This is a genomic window from Mycobacterium shunyiense (genome assembly GCF_058270035.1).
This window is the reverse complement of record NZ_JBZDPT010000012.1, coordinates 52,761-71,662: the sequence shown is the minus strand read 5'-3', so window position 1 is coordinate 71,662 and position 18,902 is coordinate 52,761. Positions and strand designations below refer to the sequence as shown.

The 18,902-nt window shown below is 63.9% G+C and carries 21 protein-coding genes; 12 read left to right on the top strand and 9 right to left on the bottom strand.

The window, feature by feature from the left end:
* Window positions 1-8 precede the first annotated feature (8 nt).
* From AC4ELS_RS10390 to AC4ELS_RS10375, 4 genes are read right to left on the bottom strand one after another with little or no spacing between them, the layout of a single operon-like run.
* Window positions 9-770 (bottom strand): SDR family NAD(P)-dependent oxidoreductase, encoded by a 762-nt coding sequence (locus tag AC4ELS_RS10390; RefSeq protein WP_499047187.1) that lies wholly within the window; start codon window positions 768-770, stop codon window positions 9-11.
* The gene (locus AC4ELS_RS10385) at window positions 770-2,311 is read right to left on the bottom strand and encodes an AMP-binding protein (RefSeq protein ID WP_499047184.1); all 1,542 of its coding nucleotides are present in this window, start codon (window positions 2,309-2,311) and stop codon (window positions 770-772) included. The genes AC4ELS_RS10390 and AC4ELS_RS10385 overlap by 1 nt, the downstream gene beginning before the upstream one ends.
* Window positions 2,308-3,741, bottom strand: a complete 1,434-nt coding sequence (locus AC4ELS_RS10380; RefSeq protein WP_499047181.1) for a pyruvate, phosphate dikinase — start codon at window positions 3,739-3,741, stop codon at window positions 2,308-2,310. The genes AC4ELS_RS10385 and AC4ELS_RS10380 overlap by 4 nt, the downstream gene beginning before the upstream one ends.
* A gap of 12 nt (window positions 3,742-3,753) precedes the next feature.
* Window positions 3,754-4,362, bottom strand: coding sequence for a MarR family transcriptional regulator (locus tag AC4ELS_RS10375; protein ID WP_499047178.1), 609 nt, complete (start codon window positions 4,360-4,362; stop codon window positions 3,754-3,756).
* Between the two features lie 299 nt (window positions 4,363-4,661).
* Between AC4ELS_RS10375 and AC4ELS_RS10370 the strand changes: the two genes are divergently transcribed.
* The 8 genes from AC4ELS_RS10370 (at window position 4,662) to AC4ELS_RS10335 (ending at window position 11,944) form a co-directional block, all read left to right on the top strand.
* On the top strand, window positions 4,662-6,107 hold the full coding sequence (locus AC4ELS_RS10370; RefSeq protein ID WP_499047175.1) for an FAD-dependent oxidoreductase: 1,446 nt from the start codon (window positions 4,662-4,664) through the stop codon (window positions 6,105-6,107).
* Window positions 6,104-7,138, top strand: coding sequence for a thiamine pyrophosphate-dependent dehydrogenase E1 component subunit alpha (locus tag AC4ELS_RS10365; RefSeq protein WP_499047173.1), 1,035 nt, complete (start codon window positions 6,104-6,106; stop codon window positions 7,136-7,138). The genes AC4ELS_RS10370 and AC4ELS_RS10365 overlap by 4 nt, the downstream gene beginning before the upstream one ends.
* Complete coding sequence (locus AC4ELS_RS10360) at window positions 7,131-8,141, top strand: alpha-ketoacid dehydrogenase subunit beta (protein WP_499047171.1); 1,011 nt, start codon at window positions 7,131-7,133, stop codon at window positions 8,139-8,141. The genes AC4ELS_RS10365 and AC4ELS_RS10360 overlap by 8 nt, the downstream gene beginning before the upstream one ends.
* Before the next feature lie 40 nt (window positions 8,142-8,181).
* Window positions 8,182-9,531 carry an aromatic ring-hydroxylating oxygenase subunit alpha gene (locus AC4ELS_RS10355; RefSeq protein ID WP_499047168.1) on the top strand — a complete coding sequence of 450 codons (1,350 nt, stop codon included), beginning with the start codon at window positions 8,182-8,184 and terminating at the stop codon, window positions 9,529-9,531.
* Window positions 9,528-9,743, top strand: a complete 216-nt coding sequence (locus tag AC4ELS_RS10350) for a hypothetical protein (RefSeq protein ID WP_499047165.1) — start codon at window positions 9,528-9,530, stop codon at window positions 9,741-9,743. Before AC4ELS_RS10355 ends, AC4ELS_RS10350 begins: the two co-directional genes overlap by 4 nt.
* A gap of 224 nt (window positions 9,744-9,967) precedes the next feature.
* Entirely contained in the window at window positions 9,968-10,294 is a 327-nt protein-coding gene (locus AC4ELS_RS10345) for an EthD domain-containing protein (protein WP_499047163.1), read from the top strand.
* Window positions 10,295-10,302: 8 nt separating this feature from the next.
* A complete protein-coding gene (locus AC4ELS_RS10340) occupies window positions 10,303-10,902 on the top strand; it encodes a histidine phosphatase family protein (protein ID WP_499047161.1) in 600 nt (199 codons plus the stop codon).
* A 70-nt stretch (window positions 10,903-10,972) separates the two neighbouring features.
* Window positions 10,973-11,944 carry an NAD(P)H-dependent flavin oxidoreductase gene (locus tag AC4ELS_RS10335; protein ID WP_499047158.1) on the top strand — a complete coding sequence of 324 codons (972 nt, stop codon included), beginning with the start codon at window positions 10,973-10,975 and terminating at the stop codon, window positions 11,942-11,944.
* Window positions 11,945-12,003: 59 nt separating this feature from the next.
* On the opposite strand, the gene AC4ELS_RS10330 is transcribed toward AC4ELS_RS10335, so the two are convergent.
* The 5 genes from AC4ELS_RS10330 to AC4ELS_RS10310 form a co-directional block, all read right to left on the bottom strand.
* Window positions 12,004-12,216, bottom strand: coding sequence for a hypothetical protein (locus tag AC4ELS_RS10330; RefSeq protein ID WP_499047156.1), 213 nt, complete (start codon window positions 12,214-12,216; stop codon window positions 12,004-12,006).
* Window positions 12,217-12,565: 349 nt separating this feature from the next.
* Window positions 12,566-12,904: a DUF732 domain-containing protein gene (locus tag AC4ELS_RS10325; RefSeq protein WP_499047226.1), complete on the bottom strand. Its 339-nt coding sequence runs from the start codon at window positions 12,902-12,904 to the stop codon at window positions 12,566-12,568.
* Window positions 12,905-13,048: 144 nt separating this feature from the next.
* Complete coding sequence (locus tag AC4ELS_RS10320; RefSeq protein WP_499047153.1) at window positions 13,049-13,444, bottom strand: nuclear transport factor 2 family protein; 396 nt, start codon at window positions 13,442-13,444, stop codon at window positions 13,049-13,051.
* Complete coding sequence (locus tag AC4ELS_RS10315) at window positions 13,441-14,025, bottom strand: nuclear transport factor 2 family protein (protein WP_499047151.1); 585 nt, start codon at window positions 14,023-14,025, stop codon at window positions 13,441-13,443. Before AC4ELS_RS10315 ends, AC4ELS_RS10320 begins: the two co-directional genes overlap by 4 nt.
* Window positions 14,026-14,033: 8 nt before the next feature.
* Window positions 14,034-14,870 carry a MaoC/PaaZ C-terminal domain-containing protein gene (locus AC4ELS_RS10310; protein ID WP_499047149.1) on the bottom strand — a complete coding sequence of 279 codons (837 nt, stop codon included), beginning with the start codon at window positions 14,868-14,870 and terminating at the stop codon, window positions 14,034-14,036.
* Between the two features lie 125 nt (window positions 14,871-14,995).
* On the opposite strand from AC4ELS_RS10310, the gene AC4ELS_RS10305 reads away from it, so the two are divergent.
* The 4 genes from AC4ELS_RS10305 to AC4ELS_RS10290 are packed head-to-tail and all read left to right on the top strand — an operon-like array spanning window position 14,996 to window position 18,891.
* Entirely contained in the window at window positions 14,996-15,388 is a 393-nt protein-coding gene (locus AC4ELS_RS10305; RefSeq protein WP_499047146.1) for a Zn-ribbon domain-containing OB-fold protein, read from the top strand.
* Window position 15,389: 1 nt separating this feature from the next.
* Window positions 15,390-16,592 carry a thiolase family protein gene (locus tag AC4ELS_RS10300; RefSeq protein ID WP_499047144.1) on the top strand — a complete coding sequence of 401 codons (1,203 nt, stop codon included), beginning with the start codon at window positions 15,390-15,392 and terminating at the stop codon, window positions 16,590-16,592.
* The gene (locus AC4ELS_RS10295) at window positions 16,556-17,740 is read left to right on the top strand and encodes a CaiB/BaiF CoA transferase family protein (RefSeq protein WP_499047142.1); all 1,185 of its coding nucleotides are present in this window, start codon (window positions 16,556-16,558) and stop codon (window positions 17,738-17,740) included. The genes AC4ELS_RS10300 and AC4ELS_RS10295 overlap by 37 nt, the downstream gene beginning before the upstream one ends.
* Window positions 17,737-18,891 (top strand): acyl-CoA dehydrogenase family protein, encoded by a 1,155-nt coding sequence (locus tag AC4ELS_RS10290; protein WP_499047140.1) that lies wholly within the window; start codon window positions 17,737-17,739, stop codon window positions 18,889-18,891. Before AC4ELS_RS10295 ends, AC4ELS_RS10290 begins: the two co-directional genes overlap by 4 nt.
* Window positions 18,892-18,902 lie beyond the last annotated feature (11 nt).

Sequence of the window (18,902 nt, the reverse complement as noted above, 5' to 3'; positions counted from 1 at the left end):
GGTGTGGCTCAATGGCCGCGCTGGGCTGCCTGCAGGTATGGGATGGTGGCCTCGCTCAGGCCGCCGTCGACGTAGAGCACCTGGCCGGTCACGTATCGGGAATCCGAGTTGAGAAAGAACGGCACGGCGTCAGCGATGTCCTCTGGCAGGGCGCGGCGCCCGGCCGGGACGAGGGCGTTGAATCGGGCCTCGCGCTCGGGATCGGCCGAAACCCCGGCGGTTCCTTCGGTACGCACCCCACCCGGCGCGATGGCGTTGACCCGGATGCCGCGGTTGGCGAGCTCCACGGCGCACAGTTTGGTGAGGGATACCACCGCGGCCTTTGACGGCGAGTAGGCCGCCGTCCCCGGCGTTACCAGCTTGGCGGCGATCGAGGCGATGTTGACCACGGCCGCGTTCGCTGCCGCGGTCAGCTGGGGAAGAAATGCCTGGATCATGTTCAGCGGACCGAGCACATTGACGTCCATGACCGTGCGGAACTGTTGCAGGCTGACTTCGGCGATCGGTGCCGGCGGAAAGATTCCGGCGTTGTTCACCACTGCATCGACCCGCGGCAGAGACTCCGCCAGGGCTTTGGCGGCACCCTCGTCGGTCACGTCGAGCTGCGCCGGCGTACCCCCAACCTGTTCAGCGACCTTCTGGGCCGCATCGCCGTCCAAGTCGGCTGCCACGACGTGAAAGCCCTCGGCGGCAAGCCGTTTGGAGATCGCCGCACCAATGCCCCGGCCGGCACCGGTAACCACGGCCAGGGGGCGTGCAGTCTCTGTCATCAAGGGGCTCCTGTTTCATCGGTCAAAGTGACGAGGGCCGGCGAAGATCTGGCCAGCTGACGCCGAAGCGCTTGCTTGTCGACCTTGCCGATCGCGGTATGCGGTAGTGCATCGGTCAGATAGATCCCTCTCGGGATCTTGTATCCGGCCAGCTGAGTTCGGGCGAATTCGGTTATCTCACTGCGGGTGGGGGGACGACCACTGTCTGCGGGCACGATGACGGCGACGATCATCTCGCCCATCTCGTCGTGTGGAACACCCACGCACGCGATGTCGGCCACGGCCGGGTGGCGGGTCAAGGATTGCTCGACCTCGGCAGGGTAGATGTTGACCCCACCCGAAACCACCATGTCCGAAAGTCGATCGGTGATCCAGACGTAGCCCTGCTCGTCCATTCGCCCGATCTCGCCCAGCGTGAAGTCCGGACCACTTCGCGCACCGGTGAGGTACTCGATGCCGTTGCCAGAGGTATCACGAAACCACAAGGCCCCCTCTGTGTTCGGCGGCACCTCAACACCTGATTCGTCCCGGACGAACGCTTGGAACGGTGCGACGGCGCGGCCCACCGAGCCCGGACGCTGCAGCCATTCGTCGGAGCTGATCATGCAGGTTGTCCCGACCTCACTGGCGCCGTAGCTCTCCCATACGATCGGGCCCAGCCAGTCGATCATCGCGTGCTTGACGGCGACGGGACATTTGGCCCCTACCTGGAGCACGTACCGCAGTGACGACGTGTCGGCACTGCGTCGCTGCTCCTCGGGTAACGCAAGAAGCCGCTGAAAGTGTGTGGGCACCATGATGGTTGAGCCGATCGCGTCACGTTCGATCGCGGTCAGTAATTCTTCTGCGTCGAACTTCTGGAGCAGAGTTATGGGAACGCCGGCAGCGAACAACCGAGTGCCGGTCAGCGGTCCGGAGTGGTACATGGGACCGACCACCAGGTGACGACCGAAACCGACCATCCGGTTTTTGGTGAGGCGCTCCAGGTGATCGTTGATGTCGGTACCTCCGACCCATGAGGTCAGTGGCAGCTCAACACCTTTGGGTTTACCCGTGGTGCCGGAGGTATATACCAGCGTTCGGCGCGGGACGACATCAGTGCAGGGCTCATCGGCTGAAGCGGCCCACTCGGCCCATCGTTGAACACCGGGAGGGAGTTCTCCCTCACCCCAGGCGACGACCGCAGGCACGCCGGCCAGACTTGCAGCTTCGGCGGCCACTGCCGCCGTTGCGGTGTCGCAGAGCACCAGCGCAGCGTGTGAATCGGCCAAGATGTGTGCTGTCTCGCCTGCTGTCAGATGAGAGTTGACTGCGACCGCGGATGCTCCGGCAAGCGTGCAGGACACATAGGCGAGCAAAGTGTTGACCGCGTTAGGCGCCAGCACCGCAACTCGGCGTGAGTCGCCGAGATGCGAGCGTTGCAGTGCTGTCGTGGTACGGCGCAGCCACTCGTCTACTTCTGTCCACTTCAGTGCCTGGCTGCGATCGCGGATGGCAATTTCGTCGGGTCGAGCGGCGGCGACGGTCGCGGCGAAGGTCACTGTGACACCGATACCGTCGATGCCTCCGCCCAGCGTCGTAGTATCTCGGCCGCTTCCTGTTCGGGGCCGTGTGCGGAGGCCAGAGGAACTTCACCGTCGAGAATTTCGCCGTTCGTGCCGTCGACCGTCACCACACGACCGATCAGCGAGGACAGGGTTCCCTGGCCGCAACCGACGACGCACGGCTTGCCCAGTTCGCGGCTGACGACCGCCGCATGGCTGGTCGAGCCGCCGATCTCGGTGATGATTCCCGCAGAGACGACCATGCCGCTGACATCGTCGGGATCTGTTGTCGGCCTGGCGAGAACGACGTCGACACCGTCGTCGACCAGATCCTCGGCAGCCTCGCATTCGCCGACGACCTGACCGGTGGCCACACCCGGGCAGGCGGGCAGTCCGGAGGCCAGCAGCGTGGCGGATTGGCGGGCGACGGGGTCCACATGAGGTGCGGTGGCCGCGGCGATCTGGGACGTGCTGACCATCGCCACGGCCTCTTCGCGGGTCACGATATCCGCCTCTGCCAGGCATACGGCGATGCGCACGGCAGCCTGGGGTGAGCGTTTGGCGGCCCGGGTCTGCAGCAGCCACAGTCGCCCGGCTTCCACGGTGAATTCGATGTCCTGGGCGTTGCGGCCGTGTTGTTCGAGTACTGCGGCGGCAGTGAGGAGCTCGTCGTGAATGGCCGGCTGTTGCTGCTTGAGTTCCTCGAGGTGTAACGCGTCGAAGCGCCCGGAAACGACGTCCTCACCCTGGCCCCGGGGCAGCCACTCGCCGTAGGGCGCGGCGTCACCGGTCAGCGGATTACGGGTGAACAGCACACCCGTGCCGCTCTTGTCATCGAAGTTGCCGAACACCATCGCTTGCACGGTGACGGCGGTTCCGCCGGCGTCACTGATGCCGTGATGTTTGCGATAAGTCTTGGCGCGCGGGGAGTTCCACGAGGCGAAAACCGCTTCGGCGGCGAGCACCAGGTCCTGCCACGGGTCTCCGGTGGTCGGGGTGCCCACCACTTTTTCGAACTGTTCGACGAAGCGCCGGTGGGTGTCTGCGGCGAATGCCGCGTCACCGGTGATTTCGGTGAGCCGTGTTTGCAAGGCCGGGGTCATGCCCAGATTCAAGACGGTGTCCATCATTCCCGGCATGCTGACCGCTCCACCCGAACGCACCGATACCAGCAGTGGGGTTTCGGGATCACCGAGCTTGCGTCCGACCGCGGCCTCCAGTTGGGCCAGACCGGTGCGCAGCGCGGTACTGATGGTCTCGGTGAGACGACCGCTATTTTCACTGACCACGGTGCAGAAATCGGTGGAGAGCACGAAGGCGGGAGGCACCGGCATCCCCAACGCCAGCATCTTGTTGATGCTGCGGGCCTTACCGCCCACCCGCGCGGGGTCCAAGTCCGGGGTGTCGCCAAGCCAGATCAGTGTCATCGAAATGCTCCTCTACACGGCGCGGCCGGCGGCCGCTTCCTGCTCGCGGCTCAGTCCGAGCAGCCCGATGAGTTCCTCATGGAATTCGAACCACACGGTGTGGTAGCTGTCGACGATCGGCCGCGCGACGAACCCGGTGTCGCCTGCCTGAATCAGCTTGAGGGCGTTGCCGAAACGATCAGCGTAGATCCCCAGTCGGGGTGCCACTGCCGCGATCCTCGCCACCAATGGCTGGAACTCTTCGTCTGTCGAGATCAGGCGATCGATCACAGCGCGGTCGTACTGCGCATCGCTGTGGTCGTTGGGTTCACCGTCCCGAAGTTGCCAATCGCTGATCACCTGCTTGAGGACGGTGTTGTGGTGATCGAACTCGTCGTAGAGGGCTTTCAGGGAGTCCGCATCGATATCTGCGCGCTCCGCTTGCACCAGCTCGGCAAGACGGGTCCGACCCTCGGGTGTCAGGCGCACCGAGGGATCACCTTTGACCAGGCCGGCGTCGCGCAGGCTTGCCAGGAGCGGCAGCGCGCTGTCTGCGTCGACGCCGCACGACGATGCGGCGAGTTCTGCGGTAAGCCGGCCTTTGAGGCGAGCAGCTTGGAGGACTGCGAGTTCGTGAGTCACGACATTCCTTCGGTGGTCTCGGCGGTCGTTCAGCCGCGCCATTTGATCTAGTCGTAGATGATTCAGTTGTAGACTAACGTACTGTACTTGAGCGGGCGATCACACGTCTAGCGTGGATATGGGCCAGTGCACTCGTCCCTGATTCGCCAGATTGACCCACTCGGCAGATATCGACAAATAAATAGTTTATTACTAGATTACTTACGAGGGCGTGCATCGTGCCGGCGAAGGTCCGGCGATAAACCCGGCGTTGGCAAGCGACAGCGCTTCACGTCCGATGTGGAGGGAGTGCCACTGATATGACCGATTTCGACGTCATAGTCATCGGGTCCGGTGCGGCAGGCCTGTGTGCCGCTGTCACCGCGTCGGAGTCCGGCGCCGATCGCGTGCTGATCGTGGATTCAGAGGCGACGGTCGGAGGCTCGAGCCGCTTGTCCGGCGGGGTGATCATGGGAAGCGGCAGCCAACTGCAGCGTGCCGCGGGTATCGAAGACGATCCCAACGACCTCGTGCACGAGTACTTGGCACTCAACGGCTGGGATGTCGTCAGAGAGCCCGTGCGGCGATGGGCTCTGCGCACCGGAAAGACGATCGACTGGCTGGCGGCGCACGATGTGCCGTTCTTCGAGCGTCTCATCTTCGGCGGCGACGAGCGACAGGCACGTTCGCACTGCGTCGACGGCGGTGGCGATGCTCTCATCAGGGCTCTCAATTCAGCGGCGGTGAACCGCGGAGTCGAATTCGCCATGGGTCAGCGTGTGACTCAGCTCGTCCAGGACGGTCATGGTCGCGTTATCGGTGTCGAGGCGGGCGGCGAAAGCGTCACCGCGCCGGCGGTGGTCGTGGCGACCGGGGGATTCGGGGCCAACGAAGATCTCCTGGCGCAGTACTTCCCGTCCGCGTGGGTGCCGGATTGGAGCTGGTACATCGGTGCCCCGTCGTCGCGGGGTGACCACTTTCAGTTCGCCGAGTCGGTGGGTGCGCAAATCACCGGACATGACCGCGGGCTGCGCACCCTCGACCCGGGGCTGGCCCGACTCAACGAGGCATTTCTGCCGGGATGGGCGGTGTTGGTGGACGTCGCCGGCCGGCGCTTCATCGACGAGACCGCCCCTTACGGCTTGATGGACCAAATTTTGCGGGCGCACGGCAATCGCGCCTATGTCGTGTTCGACGACGCCGCGCTACGCCCTCCAGCCGACCTTGTCGAACGCTATCGCAATGCCTACAAACAGGTTTGGCCCAATCATCCGCCCTTTCGGACGAAAAACTACAACGCTGACATCATCGACCAACACCTGTCCTCAGGCGGCTGCAAGGTGCATCGTGCCGACACCGTCGCCGAACTCGAGGCGTCTGTGGGCATCCCCGAAGGAAATTTGGTCGGGGAGCTCGAACGGTACAACCGGTTTGCCTTCGATCGTTCGGATTACGACCATGGCAAGTCGGCCGCTTTCGTTCTGGAGTTGGCCACACCGCCGTTCTACGCGGTCGAGGTCCGCGGCCTTACTGTGAACCTGACGGCGTGCGGCCTGCGCATCGACGGTCAGGCGCGGGTCGTCGGAGAGAACGGGCAGCCCATCCTGGGATTGTTTGCTGCCGGTGAATGCACCGGTGGGATTATCAAGACCTACATCGGTAGCGGTAATTCGCTGGCCAACGCCTGCGGGTTCGGGCGGATTGCCGGTGAGGAAGCAGCCCGGGTCGCGATCGTTACCCCCCACACGCAGGAGACACACGCATGACGGCTAAACCGAAAGCGAAGGTTGAGCGGCAGGATCGGCTGGAGCTCGATATCGCCGCACTCACTCGGATGTACACGTTGATGCTCACCACCGCGATGGCTGATCAGAAGTCGGTCGCCGAATCGAAGGCCGGACGTTTGCAGGCGGCGTTCTACCCGGTGCGAGGCATGGAGGCGGTGTGCGCGGCCTTGGGTGAGGTGCTCACCCCGCAGGACCGGCTGGTGTCCACGTACCGCAATCTGGGAGACGCCCTGGCCAAAGGCGCGTCGTTGCGCTCGATCATGGCCGAGCTGTACGGACGGCGGTCCGGCCTGTCGCGCGGTAAGGGGGGACCGATGCACCTGCAGGATCCGGCCATCGGTTTCGCCGCGACGACGGGCATTGTCGGTTCGGGACTGCCGATTGCGGTCGGGTTGGCGATGGCCGCCCAACTCGACGACGCCGGCTCTGCCACCGTGGTCACCTTCGGTGACGGGGCCACCTCCATCGGCGCATTCCACGAAGCAATGAATTTTGCCGGATTGTGGCAACTGCCGCTCGTGTTTGTATGCCAGAACAACCAATGGGGCGAGCACACACCCATCGCCCGCTACGCCGCCAATACCGATCTTGCGAGCCGGGCACAGGCGTACTCCATCACCGCTCAGACTGTGGATGGGTTTGACCCCATGGCTTCGCTCGACGCACTGGCCGCCGCGGTGGCAAAGGCGCGCGCGGGGGATGGGCCGACGTTCCTGGAGTTCCGCCACTACCGCCTCACTGGGCACACCGGAACCGCCGACTTCAGCTATGTCCCTGAAGACGAACTGAAGGCGGCGATGCTGCGCGATCCGGCGCCCAGCTTCCGTGCCTGGCTGCTAGGCGAAGGGTATCTCGACGAGCAGCAACTCGTCGCGATCGAAGACCGTGCGCAGCAGGTGGTCGATGACGCGTTCACGTATGCGGCCGGCTGCGAAATGCCCGCTGCCTCAGACGTGTACACCGATGTTTTCGCCGATGACGCATGGGTGAGGAGCCTGCAGAATGACTGAGACCGTAAAGGACCCCGACGGTCAGCGCCCGCTCGTCGAGACCATGACCATGGCGGTTGCACTGAACTCCGGCTTTCACGCCGCGATGGAGAACAACGACAAGATCGTGGTGCTGGGCGAAGACGTCGCCGATCCGATCGGCGGGGTGTTCAAGACCAGCAAAGGTCTGTCGACGAAGTTCGGCGAGCAGCGGGTCCGGGCCACACCGATTTCCGAGCAGGCAATCGCGGGTGCGGCGGTTGGGTTGGCGCTCGGCGGGTATCGGCCGGTCGCCGAGATCATGTTCTTCGACTTCATCACCCTGGCCATGGACCAGGTGCTCAACCACGCGGCCAAGCTGCGTTACATGACCGGTGGAACCACCACGGCGCCGATCCTGGTCACCACGACGATCGGCAGTAGCCACTTCGGCGCGCAACATGCGCAGTCGCTGGAAGCGTGGTTCATGCACACTCCGGGCATCAACGTGCTCTACCCCTCCAGTCCCTCCGACGCCAAGGGACTGCTCACCGCCGCGTTGGAGTCGCCGGACCCGAGCTTGCTTATCCAGCATTCCGGGCTGCTCTACAGCGGAAAGGAAGAGGTGCCGACAGACCGACACGTGGTCCCGCTCGGCACGGCCCGGACACTTCGCGACGGCGCCGACGTCACCCTGATCACCTATGGCACTCAGGTCAGTGTGTGTCTGGAGGCCGCTGAGAATCTCGCTGCAGACGGTATCGAGGCGGAAGTCATCGACCTGCGGACCCTGGTTCCGCTCGATCTGCCAAGCATCGAGGCATCGGTCGAGCGCACCCGGCGCGCTGTGGTCGTGCACGAGGCGACAGAGTTCGTCGGGCCCGGTGCCGAGATTGCCGCCCGTCTCAACGAACGGTTGTTCAACGAACTCCTGGCACCGGTGCTGCGGGTGGGGGCCGCCTATACACCGGTGCCGTTCTCGAAGGGCCTGTCGGGCTATCCGACCGTCGAGAAGGTGGTGGCCAAGGTGAAATCGACGCTGTGACGGCACACCCGGAGACCTTGATGCGACAGGAGAGCAGGACTTGGGCGAGAGATTAGACGTCGGCGATAGGCGGATCACGTATCAGGACATCCTGGCGCGGGACACGCGGGAGGCTCCTGCACATCTTCGGCAGCCGTCGCCCGGCGTATTCGACTTCGTGGAGTCCTCCATCGACCGATACGTCGATCGGACCTGGCATGAGGCAGAGAAATCCGGGCTCTGGAGCAGGGTGTGGCAGTTCGCCTGCCGCGAAGAGCACATCCCTGAGGTCGGCGACCACATCGTGTACGAGATCGCCGGTGCGTCGTATCTGGTCATCAGATCCGCACCCGACACCATCCGCGCCTACCCGAATGCGTGTCTGCACCGAGGCCGAACACTCAAGGACTATCCCGGGCGTTGCGCAGAGATCAGATGTCCTTTTCACGGCATCTCCTGGACACTCGACGGTGACCTCAAACGGATCCCCGCGCCGTGGGAGTTCGAGCACGTCGACCCGAAGGGTTTCAAACTCCCGCAGTGCCAGGTGGGGGTGTGGGCCGGTTTCGTCTTCATCAACCCCGATCCTGAGGCCGAACCGCTGGAGAGTTTCCTCGGCGGGCTGACCGAGCAGTTCGCGACCTGGTACGGACACGACCGCTACGTGGAAGCGCATGTCTCCAAGATCATCCGGGCCAACTGGAAGGTCGCCCAAGAGGCATTCATGGAGTGCTGGCACGCCCCGACAACTCATCCGCAGACCGTTCCGTATGCGGCATTCGGTGCCTGCCAGGTTGACGTCTACGACAACTTCGCCAGGTTCATCACCCCGTCGGAAGTGGTCGGCCCGATGATGCCGTGGGACCCGACCACCGACGAGATGTTGCGTGCCACCATGGATGTCCGCGTCGACGAGACGCTGCCGGTCAGTCCAGAACCCGGCGAGACAGCACGATCGTTCATCGTGCGTACCACCCGCGAAAAATGGCGGGGGCTCATCGGCGACGATGTCGAGCAATGGTCGGACGCCGACCTCGTCGACAACTTCACCTACACGGTGTTTCCCAACATGATGCCTTGGGGCGGGGTGCACAAGATCGTCTACCGCTTCCGTCCGAACGGGGATGATCACCGCACCTGCCTCATGGAGGTCTTCCTCGTCGCGCCGGTGGTCGGTGAACGCCCACCGCCGGCCGCGGAGGTGGTGCTGGATGCCGACACCCCGTTCAGCAGTTCGCCGTTGGGCATTCTCGGCAATGTCCTCGATCAGGATTGTGGCAACATGGAGCGAGTCCAGCTGGGGCTGGAGAGCGCACGTAAACGCACGGTCACGTTGGCTTCTTATCAAGAGGACAACCTGAAGTGGATGCACCGGCTCGTCGACGAGTACGTGGGTGAGGTCGGGTCGTGAACGGCATCGTGCATCCCTACAGCAAGGACCTCTACGAGCGTGACGACGATACCGGCCGGGTGCGGGTGACTCGAACGGATGGGTCCATCGGCTTTTTCGCGGCCGATGGACGCTGGCTGGCTGGGGAGAAATTCGAAGCAGATCTGCATCTGTGTGGCTGGATCACGTCGCCGCGCAACGTCCATCGCCTGGCGGCGAAGCCTGCGCAATGACACGTCCGCGGTGGGGCGCACGCTCAGACGACGAGTTGTTTGGCGAGTAGTCGGCTCCCGTCTGACGAGTCGGCGCAGGCTACAGCCGGCGCCGTACGTGCCCTCCGGCCTGGACTTCCACCTGACCGCCGTGTACGTCATCGCGACTGTCCGGGTCTCATCGACCACTGACCCAACATCCTCGGAAAGGAAAAGGCATTATGGCCAAAGGTGTTCTCCTCGTTATGAGTAGCCCACTCGAAACCGCCAGTGAAGCGGAGTTCAACGAGTGGTATGACCGCGTCCACGCACCCGAGATCGTCGATCGCGGTGCCGCGGTGTCGTTCCGGCGGTTCAAGTCCACCGGTATTCCCCTGAAAGCCGGTATCCCCGAGCCGGGTCCACAGTACGCCTGCATCTACGAGATCGAGGCTGAGACGGTCGCTGACGTGGAGGCCATCTCGAAGCTACTGGAACAGACCAAGGACCAGTCTAGGGGGGTGAGCCCGGCGATGGATCTGACCTCGGTGCGGGCCACCTTCATGGTCCCGGTAGCAAGTTCGGCAGGTTAGGAACACCGTTGCAGATCATCCTGATTCGGCATGGTGAACCCGGCTCGGACCCGCTTCGGCCAAATGATCCACCGCTCACCGAACTCGGACGCACCCAGGCCGCCATGTTGGGTGACTATCTCTCGAATGAGGGGATAGACGGTCTGTACACCTCGCCGCTGCGGCGCGCTGCACAAACCGCGGAGGCAGTCGGGGCGGCACTCGGCCTGACCCCGGTTCTTCGTGAAGACTTGGCGGAGTTCGACCGTGACGCAGCGGAGTATCTGGATTTCGCAAAGCTCGCCGCCGATCGGGACCCGAGGTATGTCGCATACACCGAGGGCGATCTGTCGCCGTGGGGCACTGACCTGGCATCGTTTCGAGCGCGCGTCGTCGGAGAGTTGGACAGGATCATCGCGGCTCACCGCGGACACAACATCGCCGTCGTATCCCACGGCGGTGTGGCGAACTGCTACCTCGGTGTCGTGCTGGGGGCAGCTCGGCTGTCGATTTACAAGCCTGCCCACACCGGGTTCGCCCGGTTCAAGGCCAATTCGGCGGGCCTACGAGAGATGGTCAGCGTCAACGAAACACCGCACCTACGTCAGATGATGTTACGTGTGAAGTGAAAGCCTGCACGATGTCTCGACCAACCGGCATAGGCAACAACGTGATGCTCCGACATGAAGAAGAAACAGAATGAGAACGAGATTCACTGAAACTTTCGGCATAGCCCATCCGATCGTGTGCGGCGGTATGACGGCCGTGGGAAAAGCCGAACTCATTGCGGCAGTGGCGAACGCAGGCGCTCTCGGCTTCCTCACCGCGCTCACACAGCCGACTCCTGAAGCGCTGCGCGACGAGATCGCTCGGACCCGCGAACTGACCGATCAACCGTTCGGTGTCAACCTGACTATCCTGCCCACAGTCAATCCGGTGCCGTATGACGCTTACCGCGACGCGATCATCGACGGCGGCGTGAAAATCGTCGAGACTGCCGGCGCGAACCCACAGCCGCACCTGCCGGCATTCAAAGCGGCCGGCGTCAAAGTGATTCACAAGGCAGTCGCCGTGCGGCACGCGCTCAAAGCCGAGGCGCTGGGTGTCGACGCCGTCAGCATCGATGGATTCGAATGTGCTGGCCACCCCGGAGACGACGACATCTCCGGACTGATCCTCATCAACGCCGCGGCCCGGAAGGTCGGCATCCCGTTGATTGCTTCGGGCGGCTTCGCCAACGGTGCGGGACTTGTTGCGGCCCTGGCATTGGGGGCCGATGCCATCAACATGGGCACCCGCTTCGTGGCGACAACTGAGGCGCCTGTTCATGACAACGTCAAGAAGCAGATCGTCGCCAACGACGAGCGCGGCACCAAGATCATTTTTCGGGAATTCCGCAACACCGCGCGGGTCGCGCGCAATGCGGTATCGGAAGAGATCGCGCAGATATCGCGCCGGGAAGGGGCCACGTTCGATGATGTCGCTCACCTGGCTTCCGGTGAACGCGGCCGCCAACGCGTGTTGGCGGACGGTGATATCGACGGGGGACTCTGGTGGGCAGGACAGTCACAGGGCCTCATCGACGAGGTGATGTCCTGTTCCGACCTCATCGATACGATCATGGCGGATGCCGAAAGTCTCATATCTCGGGAATTGCCGGCGCTTGTCTAAAGCCGTTGAAGTCGAAGGGATCCCCACCGATATCAACAGAATCCTCGGGTCCAGCATCCTCAAGTCGCCTTTCGTCGACGGGATGTGGACCGCCCCGCACACGCAGTGTCTGCGCGCCCTTTCAGTCCGTGCACGAGTAACGTGGTCATTTCCTGCACCACGGCGTCTCGCGCCGGACGCGGCTCGTCCGGACTGTCGAACAACTCGTCGAGGACAGCCATGCCCATGGCCACGGCGAGAACAGCCCGGGCCTCGTGAGCGCGCTCTGCCATGATTGCCATGATGAGTTAACGATGCGTGCGGAGCAGGTCGTACGACCGCCGAGGTAACCCTTGGTCGACTCGTCCTCAAGGTATTGCGTGAATGGCTCTACGGCCGCATGCTCGAAGGAGTTACCTTGCTGTCGAAGGGACGAAAAGAGCAAGGTTCCTGAAAAGTCTACGAGCAGCCACTTATACGCCCGGGTCTCGGAGCGGCTACGGCGACCTGTCGGACCGGTGATAATCCAGCCCGGTTGGGCTACGAATGTGCTTGGTCCCGGCCCGTGCCATGCCGCGGCCAGTTCAACGTTACGCATAATAGGAGTGCTTCCGTAGGCGAAGGCCACGCCGGCGGGCTTGATCAGAACGACCCTCTGTGGGGGCAGATATCCTGAACTGCTCGACTGGAGAAACTCAAGGCGTGCGCGGTTTTCCAGTCCGGATGCAGTGACTTGAGGTGCTGAGCGGCATCCCAGAGCGATGCCGTGTTGGGGGGCCGCATGAGCGTGCACACGGCGATCCCTTCCTTGATCGCTTGCTGTTCGTCTATGACGATTCCGTCTCTGGCGATCGACTTTAGGAAGACGGAGTAGTTGGCGCGGGGATCGATGACGTCGGCGGGGTCCGTAGGGTCTGCGTGGGCAGACATTGTGGGCACTGACATCAGGAGCAAAGAGAAGAGGGCAATCGCCGCAAGCATTTTCGCCACGGATTTGATCCTAGAGCCGTCGACTCCGACATCGGTGGGAATCGGCGAGGCAGTTGGCGCGAGTCCGCATTGTCCAATTCGTATCATTGTTCGAAATCCCTCTCGGACTTGATGGTTCCGCATCACGACACAGATTTAGGGCTCGATCGCCGCGCTCTTGCGGGTGCGCCAGGTACCGAGGTCGGCGTAATCCCGTACTGCCGCTATGGCGTTGCCGCGCATCTCGAAGACGCCGGTGCATTCGATGGCCGCTTCCCTGCCGTTGAACCAGAATCGGTCGATGCGTTCGACGAAGGCGAGATCGTCGTCGCCACTCCAACTGCGAATCTCCCACAACACCCGGTCGGCCTCGGTGATCGAAGCGGTGAGTGCGTCGACCACCGCCTGCTTGCCGATCAGCGGGGGGTAGGGGACCAACAACTGGTAGGAGACGTCGTCGATGAAGATGTCGGCCAGCTGTGCGGTGTCCCGCGCATTGATTGCGGTGAAGAAACGATCCAGCACCTCTGGTATTCCAGCGATTCCGGTCATTGCGACCTCCCGGTTCCCGAGACGCCCGATCGGGTGGCCCGTTGTTGACGTTCGATGGGGCCGAGGTGCAGTTGCTCCTCGTCTCCGAGGCACCGGATCACCCGGTGCCGCTCACCGGCATACAGATCCTCGCCTTCGATCAATCCGTCGGCGCTGATCGGCCACAGCACCGTAGTCCGGTGAGTGACGAGGTAGAAACTGTCGGCCTCGACCAATTCGCCGGATTCCGCTGTGGCAACTCCGAGTTCGCGGCCGGCGATGGCGTACTGGAAGTCACCTTCGGTGACCACGCAGTGCTCGTCGGCGACCACCCGATGGATGACGTAGTCGAGTCTGTTGCGGCCCGCTGCTTGCAAACGGTGATACCAGTCGACGACGGCGGCATGTCCGGACGGCCCGGTGCTGTCGGAGGCGCCCCACACCGTGTACTGCGGTTCGGGCACCAGTGTCGCCATCAACGCGGGCGTATTGCCCGCCACTTCCTCGACCACGTGCCGGGCCACGATCTCCAAGTTCGCCTTGGTGGTCGGATTCTGCTCTTCGGCTATCCGGTCGAGAAGCGGTTGCCAACCGGGAATCATGGGCTCGGTTACTTTCCGAAGGTTGCCGAGCCGCCGGTGAGCACTTCGCGGTCGTCGCGACCACGCACGCTGAAGTGCACCGTAGATTCGTCGGGCTGCGCGAGATCGATGTTCAGGGTGTCCCCGGGCCAAACCGGACCGGCGAACCGCGCCGACATCGAGGTGAGGGTGCGGTCGGTGCCTGCCATCTCCAGGATCGCGCGGCCGGCGAAGCCGAACGTGCACAGACCATGCAGGATCGGGCGGTCCATGCCTGCGCGCGCAGCGAATGCCGGATCCGAGTGCAGGGGGTTGTAGTCGCCTGAAAGGCGATATAGCAGGGCCTGATCTGGACGTGTCTGATATGTCACGGTCTTCGTCGGTGCGTGCTCGGTCGTGGTTTCGGTGGCGGGACCGCGCTCACCGCCCCACCCGCCGACTCCGCGGACGAAGAGTCCGGCGGCGCTGCGCCACAATGGTTCTCCGTCGATGGAGCCGGTGGTCTGTGCGACGATCAGGGCTGCTTTGCCCTTGTCCCACATCTCGATGATCTCGGTGACCGCTTCGGCCTCGCCTTTGATGGGGATCTCGCCGAGGATCTCGACCCGCTGTTCGGCGTGCAGCAGCTTTGCCCAGTCGAACTCTCCGGCGGCGTTGAGCACCCTGAAATCGACCCCGAGGGTGACCGGCATGGTCGGGACCATCCGCTGCTCGACGCCTTTGGTGTTGTTGGTGGTGAACGCCAGGTCGTCGGTGCCTGCGCCCACTCCGAGTGCATACAGCATGCAGTCGCGGGACGACCATTTCACCCGCTTCGGTTCGGATTGGGTACCGATGGCAGACGGATCAAATGGTTTGTCGGACATGTGACCTCCTCGGCGGCACGTCAGGCTGGCGTCGACCTCGCAATTGTCGAGATGTCGATAGTCTAGTACTCTATCATTTAATCGACGACTGACGGCCGTGTTGCCGAGAAAGCGTAGGGGGCAGGATGACGCAGAGCATTCCCGCTGTGGACTACCTGGTGCTGGGAGACTCCCCGCACCTCGTCGCCCAGGAATGTCGCAACTGTTCGGCATTGTATTTCGACCGGCGGAATGCCTGCGCGAAGTGTTCTGGGACCGAGTTCGGCACCCGCCGCCTGGCCAACGAGGGCGTTGTGCGCGCGTACACGATCGTTCAGCGTGGCGCGAAGTCCGGCCCGTTCACCTCTGCCGTGATCGAGTTGACCGGCGGGGGCGTCGTCAAGGCCAACCTGATCGGGGTTGCCGACCCGCAATCCATTCAGCCCGAGATGAAGGTGCGTTTGGTGACCTTCGAGGCGGGCGTCGACGACGACGGCACCGTGGCTGTCGCCTTCGGATACGAGCCGATTGGAGCCTGACGTGAGTGATGCAGTGTGGATCATCGGAACTTCGATGACGAAGTTCGGCCGCTTTCCGGAAATGGATCTGCTGGACCTGGCGGCATCGGCGAGCCTGGACGCGATCGCCGACTCGGGGCAGGCACTGACCGATATGGGACTTCTGGCCCTCGGCAATGTGTATGAAGCCAACTCCCACAACGGTCAGCGCCTGCAGAAGCAGATCGGTCAGACCGGAATTCCGGTCTACAACGTGGTGAACGCCTGCGCGACCGGCGCCACGGCCGTACGCGTTGCGATGATGGCGATCAAGGCCGGCGAATGCGATATGGCGCTGGCGGTGGGCGTGGAAAAAATGGGCAAGATGGGCATGCTCGGTGGGGCGGCCAAGAAAGCCGATCAGAAGAAGGTGTTCACCCCCAAGGGGCGTTACGGTGCCGTCGTCAAGACCGAGGGGCTATTGGGCACCGGCCTGATGCCGGGCGTGTTCGCGCAAGCGGGCACGGAATACGCCCTGGCCCATGGCGTTACCGCCGAACAGTTCGCCAAGGTCGCGGTGAAGAATCATCAGCATTCGACGCTCAACCCGCTGGCGCAGTATCAGAAGGCCTTCTCCCTCGAGGAGGTGCTCGGCGCAGAGGTCATCAGTTATCCGAACACCCTGCCGATGTGTTGCCCCACCGGCGACGGAGCGGCCGCGGTGGTGCTGGTTTCGGACGCCAAGCTGAAGACCCTTGATCCAGACGTACGGCGTCGTGCGATCAAGGTGTCGGCATCGGTGATGACCTCCGATCCCTGGACCGCGGGTGGCCAGGTGCAACCCGATGTCAATACGCTGACCCGGCTGGCCGTCGACCAGGCTTACGAACAGGCCGGTCTCGGCCCCGAGGATCTCGACTTGGTCGAACTGCACGACTGCTTCGCCACCGCCGAGTTGATCCACTACGACAACCTGCGACTGTGCGCGCCCGGCGGGGCCGGTGAGTTCATCGACTCCGGGGCGCCCACCCGGGACGGAAAGATTCCGGTCAACGTGTCCGGCGGGCTGCTCTCCAAGGGACATCCGATCGGCGCGACCGGTATCGCCAATCTCTACGAGGTGGCGACGCATCTGCGCGGCGAGGCCGGTGATCGCCAGATCGACGGAGCCAAGGTGGGATTGACTCACGTCATCGGTCTGGCGTCGGCATGCGCCGTGCACGTGCTGGAAGCGCCTGCGAAGTGACCGGCGGTCCGCTCCAAGGGGTGCGCGTGCTGGAGATCGCCAGTGCGGCGCCAGCGCCCTTCGCGTGCATGATGCTTGCCGATTTCGGTGCCGACGTCGTGACGATCGACCGTCCGACCAAGCCCGGCCGCAAGGCCCGGCGCCCCGTGGATCCGCTCAAACGGGGAAGGCGTTCGGTGGCCGTCGATTTAAAGACGTCAGCCGGTGTGTCGACGGTCAAGCGGCTGGCGTTGGCGGCTGACGTACTGGTCGAAGGCTTCCGCCCGGGCGTGATGGAGCGGCTGGGATTGGGGCCCGACGTGATGCTAGAGGCGCATCCCGGGCTGGTGTATGCCCGGATGACCGGATATGGCCAGGACGGGCCCTTGGCCCAGCGGGCCGGGCATGACATCAACTACATTGCGGTTGCCGGTGCTCTCGACCCGATCGGCCGCAAAGACGAACGTCCTTTGGCCCCACTGAATCTCGTCGGCGACTTCGGCGGCGGCGGCATGCTGCTGACCGTCGGAATCCTGGCTGCGCTGCTGGAACGGGGGCGCTCCGGGCACGGTCAGGTGGTTGACGCCGCGATGGTAGACGGGGCGGCGTTGCTCACCGCGTTCATCCACGGAGTGCGCGCCGAGGGGCACTGGTCGGACGTTCGTGGTACGAACCTGCTTGATGGCGGTGCGCCCTTCTACGACACGTATGCCACCTCCGACGGTGGGCACATGGCGGTGGGTGCCCTGGAACGGCGGTTCTACCAGCAGCTGCTCGTCGGTCTCGAACTCGACCAGGATGCCGATCTGCCCGAGCAGATGGATCGCGCGCGCTGGGACGAGCTGCGGGCCCGGTTCGCCGAGACCTTTTCCTCTCGCACGCGCGATGACTGGTCCGCGGTCTTCGCCGAATTGGACGCCTGCGTGGCGCCGGTGCTGGCCGGCCCGGAAGTCGCCGATGCCGCGCACACCCGGGCCCGGGCCGGCTTCGTGGAGGTCGACGGTGTCATGCAGCCGGCGCCGGCGCCGCGCTTCAGTCGCACACCGGCAGCCGATCCCACTGGCCCGCGGTTACCCGGAGAGGATGCCAACGACGTGTACGCGGATTGGGGCCTGAGTATGGCCGATACCGCCAACCATCTCGGTGGAGTTCAGGCGGCAGGCCTGTGACCACCGCATCGACCCTGACGACCCTGCCGTCCAGTGTGGCCGAGGCCCGGATGTCTTTTCGTAGCTGGCTGGACGAAAACCGCACCGGTCTTGAGCAGTTCCGCGCAACCGGTGGCGAGGTCGCCGAGGTTTTCGAACGGCTTCGCCTGTTGCAGCGCCTGCTGTTCGATTCCGGCTGGATCCGGCTCGGCTGGGCGGAATCCGTCGGCGGGCTCGGCGGTGCACCGATCTTGCGCAGCATCATCAGTGAGGAACTCGCTGCGGCCGGCTACCCACCGCCCTTCTCGTTCGCGACGCAGGAAGTGCTCGGACCGGCAGTGGCTGAATTCGCCACCCCCGAGGTAGCTGCCCTCGTGCTGCCGCGCCTGCTCAGTGGCGAAGAGACGTGGTGCCAAGGTTTCTCCGAACCTGGCGCAGGCAGTGATCTGGCATCGTTGCGGGTCAAGGCCGTTGCCGCCGACGGTGGCTGGCGGGTGACAGGTGAAAAGACCTGGACCAGCTGGGCGCAGTTCGCCGACCGCTGCGTGCTCCTCGCGCGTACCGGCGCCCCGGATTCCGCGCATCGGGGGATCAGCGCCTTCCTTCTGGACATGAATACTCCGGGCATCGAGATCAGCTCGCTGCGCAGTATGAACGGTGACGACGAATTCTGTTCGCTGTTCTTCGACGACGCGTTCATCCCGGCCGATCGGCTGTTGGGCCGGGTGGACGGCGGTTGGTCAGTGGCGATGCACGTCCTTGCCGGCGAACGTGGGGCGGCAGCATGGCAACGTCAGATCTGGCTGCGTACCCGGCTGGCGGATCTTGCGGCCGCACGCTCGGGCGCGGTCGGCGATGCAGTCGTCGGAGAAGCGCTTGAACTGCTCATCGGACTGCGGGTGCTCTCCCGCCGGACGGTGCGGGCGTTGTCCGATGGCAGCCCGGTCGGCGCGACCACTTCGCTGGACAAGCTCGCGATGTCGACCGCCGAGAAGTTTCTGTTCGACGCGGCCCTGACCAACTTGGGCGCAGACATCGTCTACGGCGGTGATGAGACTGCGCTGGAGTGGCGTAACGACTATTTGTACAGCCGGGCGTCCTCGATCTACGGCGGTGCCGCCGAAATCCAGCGGAACATCATCGCCGAACGACTACTCGGCCTGCCCCGCTGATCATCACCCGA

Bases quoted from the DNA above. Each gene is read 5' to 3' on its own strand.
- AC4ELS_RS10345 (WP_499047163.1), top strand. From the start codon at position 9,968: ATGAGTAGCCCACTCGAAACCGCCAGTGAAGCGGAGTTCAACGAGTGG.
- AC4ELS_RS10330 (WP_499047156.1), bottom strand. From the start codon at position 12,216: ATGGCAGAGCGCGCTCACGAGGCCCGGGCTGTTCTCGCCGTGGCCATG.
- AC4ELS_RS10310 (WP_499047149.1), bottom strand. From the start codon at position 14,870: ATGTCCGACAAACCATTTGATCCGTCTGCCATCGGTACCCAATCCGAA.
- AC4ELS_RS10365 (WP_499047173.1), top strand. From the start codon at position 6,104: ATGACGGCTAAACCGAAAGCGAAGGTTGAGCGGCAGGATCGGCTGGAG.
- AC4ELS_RS10380 (WP_499047181.1), bottom strand. From the start codon at position 3,741: ATGACACTGATCTGGCTTGGCGACACCCCGGACTTGGACCCCGCGCGG.
- AC4ELS_RS10295 (WP_499047142.1), top strand. From the start codon at position 16,556: ATGCGCCGTGCACGTGCTGGAAGCGCCTGCGAAGTGACCGGCGGTCCG.
- AC4ELS_RS10305 (WP_499047146.1), top strand. From the start codon at position 14,996: ATGACGCAGAGCATTCCCGCTGTGGACTACCTGGTGCTGGGAGACTCC.
- AC4ELS_RS10325 (WP_499047226.1), bottom strand. From the start codon at position 12,904: ATGCTTGCGGCGATTGCCCTCTTCTCTTTGCTCCTGATGTCAGTGCCC.
- AC4ELS_RS10370 (WP_499047175.1), top strand. From the start codon at position 4,662: ATGACCGATTTCGACGTCATAGTCATCGGGTCCGGTGCGGCAGGCCTG.
- AC4ELS_RS10335 (WP_499047158.1), top strand. From the start codon at position 10,973: ATGAGAACGAGATTCACTGAAACTTTCGGCATAGCCCATCCGATCGTG.
- AC4ELS_RS10390 (WP_499047187.1), bottom strand. From the start codon at position 770: ATGACAGAGACTGCACGCCCCCTGGCCGTGGTTACCGGTGCCGGCCGG.
- AC4ELS_RS10360 (WP_499047171.1), top strand. From the start codon at position 7,131: ATGACTGAGACCGTAAAGGACCCCGACGGTCAGCGCCCGCTCGTCGAG.
- AC4ELS_RS10315 (WP_499047151.1), bottom strand. From the start codon at position 14,025: ATGATTCCCGGTTGGCAACCGCTTCTCGACCGGATAGCCGAAGAGCAG.
- AC4ELS_RS10320 (WP_499047153.1), bottom strand. From the start codon at position 13,444: ATGACCGGAATCGCTGGAATACCAGAGGTGCTGGATCGTTTCTTCACC.